Here is a 15,213-nt window from a genome sequence, read left to right on the forward strand (position 1 = left end):
CAGGCTGCGATAAGGGCCAAAGGACCTTCAGGGTCGCTTCGCACCCCATCGCCGCCTGCGGCAGCGACTACAAGTCATTAAACCCAGCCGCTGATCTGCATCGCCTTGTACACAGCCACGATGGCCAGTACGACAAACGCGGTGGCTGCCAGGCGGCGGATCAGGGTCAGCGGCAGTTTGTCAGCGGCAAAGTTACCCGCCAGAACCACCGGCACGTTGGCAATCAGCATGCCCAGGGTGGTGCCGATAATGACCAGCCACAAGTCCGGGTATTGGGCCGCGAGCATCACGGTCGCCACTTGGGTCTTGTCGCCGATTTCGGCAATGAAGAATGTAATCAGGGTGGTAACGAAAGGCCCGTACTTGCGCGCGGTGCTGGCTTCGTCGTCGTCCATCTTGTCGGGCACCAGGGTCCACAACGCAGTAGCGGTAAAGCTAGCCGCGAGGATCCAGTGCAGCATGGCGTCACTGAAGAAGGTGCTGAACCAGGCGCCTACGGCACCGGCCGCGGCATGGTTGGCCAGGGTCGCGACCACGATGCCGGCGATAATCGGCCAGGGTTTGCGAAAGCGAGCGGCAAGAATGAGGGCGAGCAGCTGCGTCTTGTCGCCGATTTCGGCCAAGGCAACAATTGCGGTAGGAACGAGTAAGGAGTCGAGCATCATCAGGTGGCTTCCAGGGGCGGGTCGACACGGCTATGACACGTACAGCCTTCCCGCCCCGGGTAAGGTGTTCGTGTCATAGGTCTTGTCAAACCCCGGTCCGTCTGTGCGGACACCTGGGTCGCATACGCCATGGTCTGTTGACCAAGTATGTTGACGTATGCCGGACGAGCATGGCGCTCGTGGGAGACTACTCCCCTAGGACGGAGCGGATTCTGCCTAGGCAAATCCGATCCGGCAAGCCCTTATTTCACAATGTGTTTAACGGCGCTTGGCGCTGTAAATCCGGAAACCCTGACCTTCAGCCTTGACCGCACAGGCACCGAAATGCTCTTCGATCAGCGGTTGATAGCGCAGGAAGCTGTTGGCCACAATCCGAAGTTCGCCACCTGTTTTCAGATGTTTGACCGCTTTTTGCAGCAGGTTTTCGGTGGCGTGGTAATCGGTGTGCACCCCGACATGGAACGGCGGGTTGCTCAGGATCGAGTTCAAGCCCATGGGCGCTGCGTCGATACCGTTACCTGTAATCACGTCGCCTTCCAGGCCGTTGGCCGCAAGGGTCAGGCGGCTGCTGGCAGTGGCGAAAGCATCCACGTCGAGCAAGGTGACGGTGTTGTGCGGGTAACGCCGCTTGACTGCAGCGCCGAGCACGCCCGCGCCGCAGCCGAAGTCCAGCACGTGGCCGCTGGGCAGTTTGTCCAGATGCTCAAGCAGCAAGGCGCTGCCGCGATCCAGGCGCCCGTGGCTGAACACGCCAGGCAGGCTGACGACTTTCAGCGGGCCTTCGGCGAAGGGCAGTTCGTAATGTTGCGCCAGCTCTTGCAGCACGGGCACTGGCGGAGCGTTGTCCACCGTCACTTGCCACAGCTGGCAGTGCCGTGCGCTGTCGAGTTTGCGCGGCTTGCCGAACGGGATCAGTTGTTTGGAGGCACCTTCAATGCCGCCCTTTTTTTCGCCAACCAGAAACACATCGGCATTGGGCAAGCGAGCGGCCACGGCCTTGAGCACGTAGTCGCTCAGTTCCTTGGACTTGGGCAGAAAGACCACGGCGGTGTCGAATGCCCGTTCAGGGATTTCGACACCAAACTGCACACGGCCTTCAAAACGGGCGTCGAGCACGGCCTGGTCACCGGCATGCCAGCACCAGCCGTGGGCATCGGGCAATTCGCCGAGTAGTTCGTCAGCCGGCAAGCCGACCAACAGCACCGAACCTTGAAAGTATTCAGGCTGACGAAGCAGTACTTCACTGCGCGGATCCATAATCTGCTCCTCAAAAAGGGGCGCAGTCTATCAACTGACGACCCGCAGCGCTGTACCGTTGAAGAACGCTTCGGCGTTTTGTGCCAGTTGGCCGACGATGCGCTGGCGCGCCTCGCGGCTGCCCCACGCGCTGTGCGGGGTAATGATCAGGCGCGGGATGTCGGCTGACAGCAACACGTTGCCGTCGCGGGGAGGTTCGACGCTCAGCACGTCGGTCGCCGCACCACCCAGATGGCCGCTGCGCAGGGCGTCGGCCAGTGCCTGTTCGTCGATGATGCCGCCGCGTGCGGTGTTGACCACAAAGGCACCGGGCTTGAGCAGTGCCAGCTCGCGGGCACCGATAAAGTTGCGCGTGTGTTCAGTGAGCGGGCAGTGGAAGGTCAGGGCGTCGACCTGGGGCAGCAGTTCGTCCAGCGTAAGGCGGTCGGCATGGGCCGGGCGGCCCGGGATCTGGCCGATCAATACGCGCATGCCGAAGGCTTCGGCCAGCCTGGCCACCGCACTGCCCAGCTCGCCATGGCCGAACAGGCCCAGGGTCTTGCCTTCCAGCTCCACAATCGGGAAGTCCAGCAGGCAGAACTGTTTGGCTTGCTGCCACTGGCCGTCGGCCACGGCCTTGTTGTAGTCGACCAGGCGTGTCGCCAGTGCCAGCAGCAGGCCCAGGGTGTGCTGTGCCACCGAGGGCGTGCCGTATCCCTGGCAGTTGGCGACGGTAATCCCCTGGGCGCGGGCGGCTTCAAGGTCGACGTTGTTGGTGCCGGTGGCGGCTACCAGAATCAGCTTCAGCTCCGGGCACGCGGCGAGGGTGTGGGCGTTGAGCTGGACTTTGTTGCTGATGGCTACACTGGCGCCTTGCAGACGCTCGATCACATTCCCGGAGGTGGTGTCCGACCACACCTGCAGATCGCCGAAGCTTCGGCGCAGCGGGTCAAGATCGAGGTCGCCCAGATCCAGTGAGGTGTAATCAAGGAATACGGCGCGCTGAGTGTTAGTCATCAACTGTACCTTTTGTGCTGTGAAATGAAGGCGTAATGTGGCGAGCCTAACAGAAGAAACAATTTGTAATGGAGCCGTGCATGTACTGGACAGAATTTTTGACCGTTGCCCTGATTCACCTGTTGGCTGTGGCCAGCCCCGGGCCGGATTTTGCTGTGGTGGTTCGCGAGAGCGTGACCCACGGTCGCCGCGCCGGCATCTTTACCGCCTTTGGTGTAGGCACGGCGATTTTCGTCCATGTCGGTTATTCGCTATTGGGCATCGGGATCATTGTGTCGCAATCCATTGTGCTGTTTAACGCCCTGAAGTGGCTGGCGGCGGCTTACCTGCTGTACATCGGCTTCAAGGCGCTGCGGGCCAAGCCGGCCGATCCGGCAGCACTGGCCGCCGCCTTGCCGGTGGGCGAGCGTACGGCTCGCGGGGCGTTCACTTCGGGTTTTGTCACCAATGGCCTGAACCCCAAGGCGACACTGTTTTTCCTGTCGTTGTTCACCGTGGTGATCAACCCGCATACGCCGCTGTCGATCCAGGCGGGCTATGGCGTGTACCTCGCGGTTGCCACCGGGCTGTGGTTTTGCATGGTCGCCATGCTGTTCAGCCATCAGCGCGTACGCACCGGCTTTGCCCGCATGGGCCACTGGTTTGATCGCACCATGGGCGCAGTGCTGGTGGCGCTGGGCGTGAAGCTGGCGTTTACCGAGATGCACTGATCGCTATGCGTAGTCGCTGCCGAAGGCTGCGAGCTTTTGATCTGATAGCGATTAATTAAAAGCTCGCAGCCTTCGGCAGCGACTACGGGGGCGGGAGTGTTCTTGTCAAAATCTGGATTTGCTTCATCCTTGCGGGCTAATTGCAGTGTGCCCACGGAGAAGTATCGATGTCCTCAGTCAACCGGTCCTGGCGCCGCGCCAAGCTGGCGCTGGCAGTCAGCCTCGCGTCGACGTCCGCCTGGGGCGTAAGCTTCAATATCGGCCCGGTCGAGGGCCAGATCGATTCCGAGTTGTCCATCGGTGCCAGTTGGTCCACCGCCAAGGCCGACCGTAACTTGATTGGCGCCAACAATGGCGGCAAGGGGCAATCCGAAATCTCGGATGATGGCCGCCTCAACTTCAAGCGCGGCGAAACCTTCTCAAAGATTTTTACCGGCATGCACGCGCTGGAGCTGAAGTACGGTGACAGTGGCCTGTACGTGCGCGGCAAGTATTGGTACGACTTCGAACTGCAAGACGACAGTCGCCCCTTCAAAGCCATCAGTGACCGCGGACGAAAAGCCAGTGCCCAATCTGCCGGTACACAACTGCTGGATGCCTTCGTGTATCACAACTACGCGATTGCCGATCAGCCTGGCGCGGTGCGTCTGGGCAAGCAGGTGGTCAGTTGGGGCGAAAGCGAATTTATCGGTGGCGGGATCAATGGGATCAACCCCACTGACGCGTCTGCCTATCGGCGTCCCGGTACTGAATACAAAGACGGTCTGGTGCCGGTCAACCTGTTCTATATCTCGCAAAACCTGACCGACAATCTGTCGGCCGACGCTTTTTATCAACTGGATTGGGAGCAATCGGAAGCGGATAACTGCGGGACGTTTTTCTCCCGGTCCGACGTGATGGCTGACGGTTGCAGCGGCAACTATCGCGTGATGAGCAAGCGCTCAGCGCTCGATGTGGCGGACCTCGCGGCCCTCACCGGCGCGGGTGTCGACGTGAACGGCGAGGGCGTTCTGGTGCGTCGCGGAGCCGATCGCAATGCGCGCAACAGCGGCCAGTTTGGCGTGGCCATGCACTATGTGTTTGAGCCGCTGGACACCGAGTTTGGTGCCTACTTCATGAATTACCACAGCCGCGACCCGATCCTCAGCGCGGGCGCTGCGCCGCAGTCGGCCTACAACGCGGCATCAGGTGCAGGGGCGCTGGCGCCGATGATCGTCGCCGGTAACTCCAGCTACTACGTTGAATACCCCGAAGATATCCGTCTGTATGGTTTGAGCTTCGCCACGACGTTATCCACAGGCACGCGCTGGAAAGGCGAGTTGAGCTATCGCCCCAATGCGCCGGTGCAACTCAACAGCAATGACCTGCTGTATGCGAATGTCACGCTGCTGCCCGGGCTTGCAGGCGCATCGCCATTGACCGTGACTCCCGGCGCGGATGTGCAGGGCTATCGGCGCAAGGAAATTACCCGGTTCCAGACCTCGCTCAGCCATGTTTTCGACAACGCCATGGGGGCCAATCGCCTGACCGTGACCGGTGAAGTGGGTGTGACGTATGTGGGCGGACTGGATAGCCCCTCAGACCTGCGTTATGGCCGGGACCCGGTGTTCGGTTCAGGCGGCAACGACGGCTTCACCACTGCCACTTCCTGGGGCTACCGTGGCCTGGCGGTGTGGGAATACAACAGCGTCCTGCCCGGTGTGAACCTCAAGCCCAATCTGGGCTGGTCCCATGACATCAGCGGCTATTCCCCTGGCCCCAATGCCAACTTCGAAGAGGGTCGCAAAGCCATCACCTTCGGTCTGGACGGCGAATACCAAAGCACCTACACCAGCAGCCTGTCGTACACCAATTTCTTTGGCGGGCGCTACAACACCCTCAGTGACCGGGATTTTGTAGCGTTGACGCTGGGCGTGAAGTTCTGACACCCCCTCTCTTTTTTGTGTGAGCGGGCTTGCTCGTGATTCAGACGACGCGGTCTGCCTGCATGACTGCGTGATGCCATCGCGAGCAAGCCCGCTCCCACAAGGAGAGATGTTGTCTGCAGGTGATATATTTATTTTCACGATATTGATTTATGAAATAATACGTGTCACTTATAGGCGCACACCCTCATGGGTTTTAACCACCGAGCCAGCCCGGATGGCGCCCCTTCAGGAGTCAATAATTTGAAAAAGACAGAACTTCTAGGTGTATTGGCACTTTGCGCTGCGAGCCTTATGGCTCACGCCGATGAAGCGCCGCTGCGCATCGGCATCGAGGCGGCCTATCCGCCATTCTCCTTCAGAACCCCTGAGGGTGAAGTCAGTGGTTTTGACTACGACATCGGCAATGCGCTGTGTGAAGAAATGAAGGCCAAATGCACCTGGGTCGTCCAGGAGTTCGACGGCATGATCCCTTCACTTAAGGTGCGCAAGGTTGATGCGGTGCTGTCTTCGATGTCGATTACCGAAGACCGCCTCAAGTCGGTGGACTTCAGCAAAAAGTACTACCACACCCCCGGCAAGTTCGCGATGAAGGCGGGCAATGTGCTCACCGACCCCAAGGTCGACCTCAAGGGCAAGCGTCTCGGCGTGCAGCGTTCTTCGACGTATGACCGCTTTGCAACCGAACAGCTGGAGCCGGCGGGCGTCGTGGTCGTGCGCTACTCCACCCAGAATGAAGCCTTCCTCGACCTGGCCTCGGGCCGTCTGGACGCCACCCTGGCGGACATCGTCTACACCGACGAGAGTTTTATCAAAACCCCGGCTGGCAAGGATTACGCCCTGGTTGGCCCGGACATCAACGACCCGAAATACTTCGGACGTGGCGCCGGTATTGCGGTGCGCAAAGGCGACACCGCCAACGCTGCACGCCTGAGCGCAGCCATTGATGCGATTCGTGCCAACGGTAAATACGACCAGGTCATGGCCAAGTACTTTACGTACGACATCTACGGCCAACGCTAAGTAACCCCGCAACCTTCAAGTCGCCTCCTTTCAGGGGGCGGCAGGGGTTGGTCTCGCGCTTTTTTTGGCGCTCGCCTGAGGAATTTCATCATGCTCCACGGCTACGGATCGAGCATTCTCGATGGTGCCTGGCTGACCGTGAACCTTGCCCTGACGTCCATGGCCCTGGCGATTGCCCTGGGTCTGGTGGGTGCGGCCTTTCGCCTGTCTCCGGTCAAATGGCTGGCGCGGCTGGGGGAGGGCTATACCACGGTGATTCGGGGTATCCCTGATCTGGTGCTGATCCTGCTGATCTTTTATGGCGGCCAGGACCTGATCAACCGCATCGCGCTGGCGCTGGGCTACACCGGCTACATCGATATCAATCCCTTTATCGCCGGTGTCTGCACGATGGGCTTCATTTTCGGCGCCTATCTGTCGGAAACCTTTCGGGGTGCCTTCATGGCCATCCCCGCAGGTCAGGCCGAGGCGGGACAGGCGTATGGCATGAGCCGTTCACAGGTGTTCTGGCGAATTCTGGTGCCGCAGATGATCCGCTTCGCCCTGCCGGGGTTCACCAACAACTGGCTGGTGCTGACCAAGTCCACGGCGTTGATTTCGGTTATCGGCTTGCAGGACATGATGTTCAAAGCCAAGAACGCAGCGGATGCGACCCACGAACCGTTTACGTTTTTCCTCGCCGTGGCGGTGTTGTATCTGATGCTGACCAGCGTGTCCTTGCTGGTGCTGCGTTATCTGGAAAAACACTTTTCGGTCGGCATAAAAGCCGCCGAACTGTGATTGGGAGTCCCTCATGATGCTCGACTACAACCTGATCTGGGAAAGCCTGCCGCTGTACTTCAGTGGCGCCCTGGTGACTCTCAAAGTTCTGCTGATTTCACTGTTCTTCGGGCTGATGCTGGCCATTCCGCTGGCCTTGATGCGGGTTTCGCGCTCGCCCCTGATCAACTTTCCGGCCTGGGTTTACACCTACGTTATCCGTGGCACGCCGATGCTGGTGCAGTTGTTTTTGATCTATTTCGGACTGGCGCAGTTTGAGGCGGTACGCCAAAGCGTGCTGTGGCCCTACCTTTCCAGTGCCACCTTTTGCGCGTGCCTGGCCTTTGCAATCAATACCAGTGCCTACAGCGCGGAACTGTTGGCGGGCAGCTTGAAATCAACCCCCCACGGCGAGATCGAGGCCGGTAAAGCAATGGGCATGTCACGGGCGACCCTGTTTCGCAGGATTCTCCTGCCGTCGGCCCTGCGCCGTGTGTTGCCGCAGTACAGCAACGAAGTGCTGATGATGCTGCAGACCACCAGCCTGGCGTCGATTGTCACCCTGGTCGACATCACCGGCGCCGCGCGTACGGTCAGTGCGCGCTACTACCTGCCGTTTGAGGCCTTTGTGACCGCGGCCATTTTTTATCTGGTCCTGACGTTCATTCTGGTTCGTCTGTTCAAGCTCGCCGAGCGCCGCTGGTTGGCGTATCTGGCACCGCGCAAGCACTAAGGAATATTCATGGAACACATCAAGTACCTTTTGCCGTGGACTGCTTCGGGCACCGAACGCCATTTGTCCCTGTTTCGTTTTGGCCAGGGGCAGCGCAAGGCTTATATCCAGGCCTCTTTGCATGCCGACGAGTTGCCGGGGATGCGGGTTGCCGTTGAGCTCAAGCGCCGTCTGCTCGAGCTTGAAGGGCAGGGCCGTCTGAATGGGGTGGTCGAATTGGTGCCCATGGCCAATCCCATCGGTATTGGCCAGATGTTCCAGGCCACCCATCAGGGGCGTTTCGAGTTTTCCAGCGGCAAGAATTTCAATCGTGACTTTCCGGCCCTGGCCGACGCAGTGGCAGACAGGCTGGAGGGGCAGTTAGGTGCGGATGCTGGCACCAATATCGCGCGGGTGCGCAGCGCCATGCTCGCTGTCCTGGATGAGTTGCCGGCTCCGGCTTCTGAGCTGGATGCCTTGCGTTGCCTGCTGATGCGCCATGCCTGTGACGCTGATGTGGTGCTGGACCTGCACTGTGACTTCGAGTCGATCATGCTGCTGTACGCCATGCCGCAAAACTGGCCGCGCCTGCAGTCACTGGCTGCCCGGCTGCAGGCCGGTGCCGCATTGCTGGCGGAAGATGCAGGCGGCAGCGCGTTTGATGAGGCGTGTGCGATCCCCTGGCTGCAGCTCGCCGGGCGCTTTCCCGAAGCGGATATTCCGTTGGCGTGTGTGGCTGCAACCATTGAGTTGCGCGGCATGGCGGATACCGAGGCCGAGCCGTGTGCACAGAGCGCCGAGGCAATTTTGGGGTATCTCGCCGATCAGGGTTTGATCAATGGTGATTGGTCGACGGCTCCAACCGACTGTTGCGAGGCGACGCCGTTTGCAGGCGCGCAGTACGCCTATGCACCCCATCCAGGGGTGGTGAGTTTTATTCAGCCACTGGGGGCTCGGGTCACGGTGGGCGATCCACTGTTTGAAGTGATCGACCCGATCACTGACCGTCACAGCGTGGTGCGTGCCGACACTGACGGCATCCTCTATGCCCGCGAGCGCCTGCGCTTTGCCCAGCCCGGGTTGTGGCTGGCCAAAGTCGCTGGCAGCACCCTTATTCGCCAAGGCCGCCTGCTGAGCGACTGATCCTGGAGAGTGGACATCATGTACAAACTTGAAGTGCGCGATTTGCACAAAAGCTACGGTTCCCATGAAGTGCTCAAGGGCGTGTCTCTGGAGGCAAAGGCGGGGGATGTGATCAGCATCATCGGCCCCGGCTTGCGGGCTGCGCACCCGGGGTGGGCTTGGGATACACTCGGTCGGCCCACGCAAGCCCGCTCGCACCATTGATTGGGCACAGCCCCTTCTTTTATCCACAGGAAATGTTGAGCCGGACATGCCAAGCCCATCCAAAAACACCACTATTTATGCGGCTCCGGTCATGCGCAAGCTGGCAGAGGTCGCGCCCCACTTGCAGCCTTCATTGCGCAAGGTCGCGGACTTTATCCTGCGTCACCCGCTGCGGGCCGCAACGCTGACGATTGAGGAAATGGCCCAGGAAACGGCCACATCCCCGGCCGCGGTCAACCGGTTGGCCAAGGCCATGAACCTGGGGGGGTACACCGGCATGAAGGCCGAGCTGGTGGCGACGTTGCAGCAAGTGGTGTCGCCGGTAGACAAGCTTCGCAACGAACTGGCCCATCGTCCTGACGGCGCATTTGGCCTGCATGAGCAAATCCAGAGCGCCAGCAGCAACCTCGCCACCGCGGCGACCAACAATCATCCGGATACGTTTGAAGCCTTTGTCACGAGCCTGATCAAGGCGCGCAAGATCTACATCCTGGGCTTTGGCAATAGCGTCTACTTCGCGGGCCTGGCAGCTTCGACCCTGATGCCGTTCTGTGCCGATGCGACGGCCATCAGCATGGAGGGCGGTAATGAAAACGCCGCGTATCGCCTGGCTGCGATCACCGATCAGGACGTCATGCTGGCTATTTCCCTGCCGCGCTACTCCATCGACACCCTGCAGCTTTCACGCTTTGCCAGGGAGCGGGGCGCCTGTGTGCTGGCGATCACCGACTCACCGGCCTCGCCGTTGGCCAGTATTGCCGAGCACGTACTGTTTGCGCCTGCCGATCATCCGGTGATGACCAGCTCCAGCATTGCGGTGCTCGCTTTGATCGAAGGGCTGGTTGCAGGGGTGATGGCGCGTAATAAAGAAGCCGTCAAACTGGCAACCGAACTGACCGAAAGCGTGATGTCTTACCTGCATATTCCGGTGAGCAGCAAAGCGTCGAAAAAGTAACTGCAAGAGCGGGTACATGGATTTGTGAGGTGGCGTTCGGGCGGCTATTGTTCGTTGAGTGCGAATGTTTGCGGCCAAAGGAATTTTTACCGTTGGTCGTGTTCCAAGGCTTATAAAGGTCTAACGCCAATGGCCTTTGCCCCCTCAGAAAGTTTGATCAGGAGCGTCACCATGTTCATCTCGCGTCGTTTGATTGTTGCAGCAAGCGCTGTTGCCTTGCTGGCCGGCTGCGCTACGCCTAACCCGTATGACAATCAGGGCCAGGCCTCTTCGGGGACGGGCTTGAGCAAAACGGCCACCTACGGCGGCCTGGGGGCCTTGGCCGGTGCTGTGGCCGGTGCTGCCATCGACCACAACAACCGTGGCAAGGGTGCGCTGATCGGCGCCGCCGTGGCGGGTCTGGGTGCTGCGGGTTATGGCTATTACGCTGACAAGCAAGAAGCGGCACTGCGTGCAAGCATGGCCAACACGGGCGTAGAAGTTCAGCGTCAGGGTGACAACATCACACTGGTGATGCCGGGCAACATTACCTTCGCCACCAACTCCGCCAACATCGCCCCAAGTTTCTATCAGCCGCTGAACAACCTGGCGAACTCGTTGAAGCAGTTCAACAACCAGAACCAGATTCAGATCGTGGGCTATACCGACAGCACCGGTAACTACAACTACAACATGCAGCTTTCGCAGCAGCGTGCGCAAAGCGTGGCGAGCTACCTGACGTCCCAGGGTGTCAGCGGCCAGTACCTGTCGGTACGTGGCGCAGGCCCTGCCGACCCGATTGCCAGCAACGCAACGGCTGACGGCCGTGCGCAAAACCGCCGCGTTCAAGTCACCCTGGCGCCGATCCCGGGCATGCAATACCAGCAGCCAGGCCAGGTGCAGCAGTACCCGTAAAGGCAAGGCACTTCGTAGCAGCTGCTACGGGTTAGTCGCAAGCCGTACAAAAAAAGCCCCGCGATCCTTGCAGATCGCGGGGCTTTTTATTGAGCGCACTGTTTACTTTTTCAGACCGTAATGCTCATCGAGCATGCCCGGGCCGTTGGGGCTTTTTGGGGCGTAATCCAATGGCGGCTCGGTGCTGTGCGGCGGGGTGATGCGCTCGCGATGCGGTTGTGGCACATCGGAGTGCAAAGCAGCCAGCAGGCGTTGGCGAGTTTGCTCGTCCAGGGCCAGACGGTTGGCGCCCTCGGCGAGGTGTTCTTGCACTTCCTGATAGCTCTGGGTGAGCTTTTTCACCAGATTGGCGGTGGTGTTGAAGTGGGTAACCACTTCACTTTGGTAACTGTCAAAACGTTCCTGGATGTCGTCCAGCTGACGCTGCGTGCGGTTAGGCACGGCATTTGGCAACAGACGGGCAACCAGAAAACCAATGGCGACACCGGCAACCAGGGCTAGAGTCGGCAACAACCAAATCAAGAGCGAGTGTTCCACGAGTCCTTCCTCTATAAACGGCTTTGCTTTACGTTAACGGCTCGGACCTGCGCTGTATACCGCGATGCACTCGCAAATATGTCAGACAGAATCTATCAGCTAGACGAGTCGACCCAATTTGAGGTCACGGAGTTCCTTCTTGCTTACCCGCGAAACCCCCGTAGTAATTGATGGCCCGGTCGGCCAACTGGAAGCCTTGTACCTTGATTCTGCTGAGCCACGGGGCCTTGCGCTGCTGTGCCACCCTAATCCGGTGCAGGGCGGAACGATGATGAATAAAGTGGTTTCGACCCTGCAACGCACTGCCCGTGATGCTGGCCTGATTACCTTGCGATTTAATTACCGTGGTGTCGGCGCGAGCGCTGGCAGTCACGATATGGGCACTGGCGAAATCGACGACGCACTGGCTGCGGCTCATTGGTTGCGCGCCAAACACCCTGAATTACCCATCACCCTGATCGGTTTTTCGTTTGGCGGCTTTGTCGCGGCCAGCCTGGGCGGGCGACTTGAGGCCGAGGGCGAAAAGCTGTCGCATCTGTTCATGATCGCTACAGCGGTCTCGCGTTTGCGTGACGACTACCCCTTGCCGCAAGGGTGTCCCTTGACGGTTATCCAGCCTGAAGCCGACGAAGTGATTGATCCGCAGTTGGTCTATAACTGGTCAAACCACCTGTCGCGCCCCCATGAGCTGCTGAAAGTGGCAGAATGCGGACACTTTTTTCACGGCAAGCTGCCCGAGCTCAAAGAGTTGGTAGCGCCACGCCTTTCGAATTGATTGCAGCCTGATAAGCGATTACCCATGACCTCTCGTACTCGTATCCTCACCGGTATCACCACCACCGGTACGCCGCACCTGGGCAACTACGCCGGGGCCATTCGCCCTGCGATCGTGGCCAGCCGCGATCTCAATGCCGACTCGTTCTACTTTCTGGCCGACTACCACGCCCTGATCAAATGCGATGACCCGCTGCGCATCCAGCGCTCGCGTCAGGAAATCGCTGCGACCTGGCTGGCTGCCGGTCTTGATGTTGATCGTGTAACGTTCTATCGCCAGTCAGATATCCCGGAAATCCCGGAGCTGACCTGGCTGCTGACCTGCGTCGCTGCCAAAGGCCTGCTCAACCGTGCCCATGCCTACAAGGCTTCGGTCGACAAGAACCTGGAAAATGGCGAAGACCCGGATGCGGGCATCACCATGGGGCTGTACAGCTATCCGGTGTTGATGGCGGCGGACATCCTGATGTTCAACGCCAACAAGGTGCCGGTCGGTCGTGATCAGATCCAGCACGTTGAAATGGCCCGTGACATTGGCCAGCGCTTTAACCATCTTTTCGGCAATGGCAAAGAGTTTTTCGCCATGCCTGAAGCGCTGATCGAAGAAAGCGTGGCCACCTTGCCGGGCCTTGATGGTCGCAAGATGTCCAAAAGCTACGACAACACCATTCCGTTGTTCAGCAGCGCCAAAGACATGAAAAGCGCTATTTCGCGCATCGTTACCGACTCCCGTGCGCCGGGCGAGCCGAAAGATCCGGACAACTCGCACCTGTTCACCCTGTACCAGGCATTCTCCACGCCTGAGCAGGCGGCAGAGTTGCGCAGCGAGCTGTTGCAGGGGCTGGGCTGGGGCGAGGCGAAAGAGCGCCTGTTCAAGCAGCTGGACGCCGAACTGGGTGAGTCCCGCGAGCGTTATCATGACTTGATGTCGCGACCTGCCGATATGGAAGACATTCTTCTGGCTGGCGCGCAAAAAGCCCGTAAAACCGCGAGTCCATTCCTTGAGCAACTGCGTGAGGCGGTGGGTCTGCGTTCATTTGTCAGCGTGGCTCAGACCGCCACCGCCAGCAAAAAGAAAGCCGTCAAGGGCCCGCGCTTTGTAAGCTTTCGCGACGAAGACGGCAGTTTCCGTTTCCGCTTGCTGGCCGCAGATGGCGAGCAATTGTTGCTGTCACGCAGTTTTGCCGATGGCAAAGCCGCAGGTCAGGTGACCAAGCAGTTGCAATCCGGTGAACCGCTGGATGTGCGCACTGATGAGCTGAGCTTCAGCGTCTGGCTGGACGACGCCTGTGTGGCCGACAGCCCGGCGTTTGCCGACAGTTCGTCACGTGATGGGGCAATCGAAGCACTGCGAGTGGCACTGCTGCCCGCGCAAGACTGAGAAAGTGCGACGTTTCGTCTCAGGTTTGATTGCCATTCCCAAGGGCCGTCGCTACAGTGTCGGCCCGTTTTTGTTGCCTTGCTAACGAATTATGACGCCTCTAGAACGATATCAAGTTGATCTGAAACGCCCGGACTTCTTTCACGATGCCGCACAGGAAAACGCCGTGCGCCATCTGCAGCGCCTGTACGACGACCTGGTGGCGGCTTCCCAAAGCAAGCCGGGCCTGTTCGGCAAGCTGTTCGGCAAAAAAGAGCTGACGCCGGTCAAGGGCATCTACTTCTGGGGTGGCGTAGGCCGGGGCAAGACGTATCTGGTCGACACGTTCTTCGACGCGTTGCCGTTCAAGCAGAAGATGCGTACTCACTTCCACCGCTTCATGAAGCGCGTGCACGAAGAGATGCGTACCCTCAATGGCGAAAAGAACCCGTTGACCATCATTGCCAAGCGCTTCTCGGATGAAGCACGGGTGATCTGCTTTGACGAATTCTTTGTGTCGGACATTACCGATGCAATGATTCTGGGCACCTTGATGGAAGAGCTGTTCAAAAACGGCGTTACCCTGGTTGCGACGTCGAACATCGTGCCGGACGGTTTGTACAAGGACGGCTTGCAGCGCGCGCGCTTCTTGCCTGCCATTGCACTGATCAAGCAGAACACCGAGATCGTCAACGTCGACAGCGGCGTCGACTACCGTCTGCGTCATCTGGAGCAGGCCGAACTGTTCCACTTCCCACTGGACGAGGCTTCCGAGAAAAGTTTGCGCGAGAGCTTCAAAGCGCTGACGCACAACTCTACCCGGGCGATTGAAGGCGATGACCTGATCATCGAAAATCGTACCATTCGCGCCCTTCGCACTTGCGATGACGTTGCCTGGTTCGATTTTCGCGAGTTGTGCGACGGCCCGCGTAGCCAGAATGACTACATCGAGCTGGGTAAAATCTTCAACGCTGTGATCATCAGCGGTGTGGAGCAGATGGACGTTAAAACCGACGACATCGCCCGACGCTTTATCAACATGGTCGACGAGTTCTATGACCGCAACGTCAAGCTGATCATCTCGGCTGAAGTCGAACTCAAGGACTTGTACACCGGCGGGCGCCTGAACTTCGAGTTCCAGCGTACCCTCAGCCGTTTGCTGGAAATGCAGTCTCACGAATACCTGACCAGGGCGCACAAACCCTAGTCGAAAAAAAGGCCTGCATTGCAGGCCTTTTTTTTGCTCTCAAGAACCCGGAAGGCGTCTTCAGCATCGGGCTATCAAGCCCGTCACCTGGA

At 59.3% G+C, this 15,213-nt stretch carries 15 protein-coding genes, 1 pseudogene and 1 riboswitch; of the genes and pseudogenes, 12 read left to right on the forward strand and 4 right to left on the reverse strand.

The annotated features are described in order from the left end of the window. Positions 1 to 77: 77 nt before the first annotated feature. The 3 genes from VSQ83_RS03475 to VSQ83_RS03485 form a co-directional block, all read right to left on the reverse strand. Entirely contained in the window at positions 78 to 662 is a 585-nt protein-coding gene (locus tag VSQ83_RS03475; protein ID WP_133078943.1) for a TMEM165/GDT1 family protein, read from the reverse strand. A gap of 90 nt (positions 663 to 752) precedes the next feature. Continuing rightward, a riboswitch (yybP-ykoY riboswitch) is annotated at positions 753 to 874 on the reverse strand. A 49-nt stretch (positions 875 to 923) separates the two neighbouring features. Beyond that, positions 924 to 1,922 (reverse strand): class I SAM-dependent methyltransferase, encoded by a 999-nt coding sequence (locus VSQ83_RS03480; RefSeq protein ID WP_326425298.1) that lies wholly within the window; start codon positions 1,920 to 1,922, stop codon positions 924 to 926. 30 nt (positions 1,923 to 1,952) lie between these two features. Beyond that, positions 1,953 to 2,918 carry a 2-hydroxyacid dehydrogenase gene (locus VSQ83_RS03485; protein WP_326425300.1) on the reverse strand — a complete coding sequence of 322 codons (966 nt, stop codon included), beginning with the start codon at positions 2,916 to 2,918 and terminating at the stop codon, positions 1,953 to 1,955. An 80-nt stretch (positions 2,919 to 2,998) separates the two neighbouring features. Between VSQ83_RS03485 and VSQ83_RS03490 the strand changes: the two genes are divergently transcribed. From VSQ83_RS03490 to VSQ83_RS03530, 9 genes and pseudogenes are all read left to right on the forward strand, one after another. Then, positions 2,999 to 3,628, forward strand: a complete 630-nt coding sequence (locus tag VSQ83_RS03490; protein WP_133078898.1) for a LysE family translocator — start codon at positions 2,999 to 3,001, stop codon at positions 3,626 to 3,628. Positions 3,629 to 3,795: 167 nt separating this feature from the next. Next, positions 3,796 to 5,553 (forward strand): DUF1302 domain-containing protein, encoded by a 1,758-nt coding sequence (locus VSQ83_RS03495; protein ID WP_326425302.1) that lies wholly within the window; start codon positions 3,796 to 3,798, stop codon positions 5,551 to 5,553. A 243-nt stretch (positions 5,554 to 5,796) separates the two neighbouring features. Next, the gene (locus tag VSQ83_RS03500) at positions 5,797 to 6,576 is read left to right on the forward strand and encodes an ABC transporter substrate-binding protein (protein ID WP_133078900.1); all 780 of its coding nucleotides are present in this window, start codon (positions 5,797 to 5,799) and stop codon (positions 6,574 to 6,576) included. Positions 6,577 to 6,666: 90 nt separating this feature from the next. Next, positions 6,667 to 7,356, forward strand: coding sequence for an ABC transporter permease (locus VSQ83_RS03505; RefSeq protein ID WP_326425304.1), 690 nt, complete (start codon positions 6,667 to 6,669; stop codon positions 7,354 to 7,356). A 13-nt stretch (positions 7,357 to 7,369) separates the two neighbouring features. After that, positions 7,370 to 8,068, forward strand: a complete 699-nt coding sequence (locus VSQ83_RS03510) for an ABC transporter permease (RefSeq protein WP_133078902.1) — start codon at positions 7,370 to 7,372, stop codon at positions 8,066 to 8,068. 9 nt (positions 8,069 to 8,077) lie between these two features. Next, on the forward strand, positions 8,078 to 9,190 hold the full coding sequence (locus VSQ83_RS03515) for a succinylglutamate desuccinylase/aspartoacylase family protein (RefSeq protein ID WP_326425306.1): 1,113 nt from the start codon (positions 8,078 to 8,080) through the stop codon (positions 9,188 to 9,190). An 18-nt stretch (positions 9,191 to 9,208) separates the two neighbouring features. Further along, positions 9,209 to 9,316, forward strand: a pseudogene (locus VSQ83_RS03520) (histidine/lysine/arginine/ornithine ABC transporter ATP-binding protein); the annotation flags it as partial. Between the two features lie 124 nt (positions 9,317 to 9,440). Further along, positions 9,441 to 10,349, forward strand: coding sequence for a MurR/RpiR family transcriptional regulator (locus VSQ83_RS03525; RefSeq protein ID WP_133078905.1), 909 nt, complete (start codon positions 9,441 to 9,443; stop codon positions 10,347 to 10,349). A gap of 171 nt (positions 10,350 to 10,520) precedes the next feature. Then, the gene (locus VSQ83_RS03530) at positions 10,521 to 11,243 is read left to right on the forward strand and encodes an OmpA family protein (RefSeq protein WP_133078906.1); all 723 of its coding nucleotides are present in this window, start codon (positions 10,521 to 10,523) and stop codon (positions 11,241 to 11,243) included. A 102-nt stretch (positions 11,244 to 11,345) separates the two neighbouring features. On the opposite strand, the gene VSQ83_RS03535 is transcribed toward VSQ83_RS03530, so the two are convergent. Next, positions 11,346 to 11,780, reverse strand: a complete 435-nt coding sequence (locus VSQ83_RS03535) for a YhcB family protein (RefSeq protein WP_133078907.1) — start codon at positions 11,778 to 11,780, stop codon at positions 11,346 to 11,348. Between the two features lie 139 nt (positions 11,781 to 11,919). Between VSQ83_RS03535 and VSQ83_RS03540 the strand changes: the two genes are divergently transcribed. From VSQ83_RS03540 to zapE, 3 genes are all read left to right on the forward strand, one after another. Beyond that, positions 11,920 to 12,555, forward strand: a complete 636-nt coding sequence (locus VSQ83_RS03540; RefSeq protein WP_133078908.1) for an alpha/beta hydrolase — start codon at positions 11,920 to 11,922, stop codon at positions 12,553 to 12,555. A 24-nt stretch (positions 12,556 to 12,579) separates the two neighbouring features. Further along, entirely contained in the window at positions 12,580 to 13,935 is a 1,356-nt protein-coding gene (locus VSQ83_RS03545) for a tryptophan--tRNA ligase (protein WP_133078909.1), read from the forward strand. A 91-nt stretch (positions 13,936 to 14,026) separates the two neighbouring features. Beyond that, positions 14,027 to 15,121: a cell division protein ZapE gene (zapE, locus tag VSQ83_RS03550; protein WP_133078910.1), complete on the forward strand. Its 1,095-nt coding sequence runs from the start codon at positions 14,027 to 14,029 to the stop codon at positions 15,119 to 15,121. Positions 15,122 to 15,213: the final 92 nt, after the last annotated feature.

Source organism: Pseudomonas sp. DSV-1 (genome assembly GCF_035830915.1).
GTDB lineage: Bacteria > Pseudomonadota > Gammaproteobacteria > Pseudomonadales > Pseudomonadaceae > Aquipseudomonas.

What these genes read in the sequence shown, in the direction of transcription:
- VSQ83_RS03475 (WP_133078943.1), bottom strand. Translation starts at nt 662, where the DNA reads ATGCTCGACTCCTTACTCGTTCCTACCGCAATTGTTGCCTTGGCCGAA.
- VSQ83_RS03480 (WP_326425298.1), bottom strand. Translation starts at nt 1,922, where the DNA reads ATGGATCCGCGCAGTGAAGTACTGCTTCGTCAGCCTGAATACTTTCAA.
- VSQ83_RS03485 (WP_326425300.1), bottom strand. Translation starts at nt 2,918, where the DNA reads ATGACTAACACTCAGCGCGCCGTATTCCTTGATTACACCTCACTGGAT.
- VSQ83_RS03490 (WP_133078898.1), top strand. Translation starts at nt 2,999, where the DNA reads ATGTACTGGACAGAATTTTTGACCGTTGCCCTGATTCACCTGTTGGCT.
- VSQ83_RS03495 (WP_326425302.1), top strand. Translation starts at nt 3,796, where the DNA reads ATGTCCTCAGTCAACCGGTCCTGGCGCCGCGCCAAGCTGGCGCTGGCA.
- VSQ83_RS03505 (WP_326425304.1), top strand. Translation starts at nt 6,667, where the DNA reads ATGCTCCACGGCTACGGATCGAGCATTCTCGATGGTGCCTGGCTGACC.
- VSQ83_RS03510 (WP_133078902.1), top strand. Translation starts at nt 7,370, where the DNA reads ATGATGCTCGACTACAACCTGATCTGGGAAAGCCTGCCGCTGTACTTC.
- VSQ83_RS03515 (WP_326425306.1), top strand. Translation starts at nt 8,078, where the DNA reads ATGGAACACATCAAGTACCTTTTGCCGTGGACTGCTTCGGGCACCGAA.
- VSQ83_RS03525 (WP_133078905.1), top strand. Translation starts at nt 9,441, where the DNA reads ATGCCAAGCCCATCCAAAAACACCACTATTTATGCGGCTCCGGTCATG.
- VSQ83_RS03530 (WP_133078906.1), top strand. Translation starts at nt 10,521, where the DNA reads ATGTTCATCTCGCGTCGTTTGATTGTTGCAGCAAGCGCTGTTGCCTTG.
- VSQ83_RS03545 (WP_133078909.1), top strand. Translation starts at nt 12,580, where the DNA reads ATGACCTCTCGTACTCGTATCCTCACCGGTATCACCACCACCGGTACG.
- zapE (WP_133078910.1), top strand. Translation starts at nt 14,027, where the DNA reads ATGACGCCTCTAGAACGATATCAAGTTGATCTGAAACGCCCGGACTTC.